A 1228-nucleotide genomic window follows, 5' to 3' on the forward strand; every position below is an offset into this window, starting at 1 on the left:
ATGTTTTTGTCGGTATTGATGCGCCAGATTTTAACTTGCGTCTAGAGTTAGATTTAAAGCAAGCAGGCATTAAAACCGTGCACTACGTGAGCCCTTCAGTATGGGCGTGGCGTCAAAAGCGTATCTTCAAAATCGAGGCTGCGACCAACCTGGTACTGGCTTTTCTACCGTTTGAAAAGGCGTTTTACGATAAATTTAACGTGCCTTGTGAGTTTATCGGCCACACCTTAGCGGATGCTATTCCTTTGCAATCTGAGCAAGCGCCTGCGCGAGATCTGCTAGGACTTGAACAAGACAAAAAATGGTTAGCAGTTTTACCGGGTAGCCGTGGTAGTGAGCTCAAGATGCTCTCTCAACCATTCATTGAGACGTGCAAGCTTCTGCACCAAAAATACCCTGGTTTGGGCTTTGTAGTGGCGCTAGTTAATCAAAAACGTCGAGAGCAATTTGAGCAAGCGTGGAAAGCGCATGCGCCCGAGCTTGATTTCAAATTAGTGGATGATACAGCTCGCAATGTTATTACAGCCTCTGATGCGGTAATGCTAGCATCTGGAACGGTAGCGTTAGAGTGCATGTTGCTTAAGCGTCCTATGGTTGTTGGCTATCGCGTCAATACCTTTACCGCCTTTCTGGCCAAGCGCCTATTGAAAACTAAGTACGTGTCATTACCCAATATTCTCGCAGATGACGAACTGGTTAAAGAGTATCTTCAAGACGATTGCACACCAGACAACTTGTTCAATGAAGTTTCTCGTTTGCTAGAGAGTGATAATAAGCCAATGCTTGATAAGTTCACCGAAATGCATCATTGGATTCGTAAAGACGCGGATCAACAAGCTGCGAATGCAGTATTGAAATTGATTGAAAAATAGAGAAGTACCATGGTCGCGAAAGCAAAAACGACAAAAGCAAAAGTAGAGCTCCCTCCGTTTGAATACCCTCAAGGTTACCAATTGATCGCCGGAGTCGATGAAGTTGGACGCGGCCCTTTGGTTGGAGATGTCGTCACCGCTGCAGTTATCCTCGATCCCAATAACCCAATCAAAGGCTTGAATGACTCTAAGAAGCTGAGCGAGAAAAAGCGTCTGGCACTGCTTCCTGAAATCAAAGAAAAAGCGCTAGCGTGGGCGGTAGGCCGTTGCTCTCCCGAAGAGATTGATGAACTGAATATTCTGCAAGCTACCATGGTTGCTATGCAACGTGCGATAGCGGGACTGAAGGTACAGCC

2 protein-coding genes are annotated in these 1228 nt (G+C 46.1%); both read left to right on the top strand.

What is annotated here, in order from left to right; translation table 11 throughout:
* Positions 1–872 (top strand): lipid-A-disaccharide synthase (gene lpxB / locus R8O70_RS25640; RefSeq protein ID WP_318184515.1); only part of this gene is annotated, 872 nt, incomplete at its 5' end.
* 9 nt (positions 873–881) lie between these two features.
* The coding region (locus R8O70_RS25645) for a ribonuclease HII (RefSeq protein WP_318184516.1) at positions 882–1228 on the top strand (347 nt) is incomplete at its 3' end.

The organism is Vibrio sp. 779(2023), assembly GCF_033344285.1.
GTDB lineage: Bacteria > Pseudomonadota > Gammaproteobacteria > Enterobacterales > Vibrionaceae > Vibrio > Vibrio alginolyticus.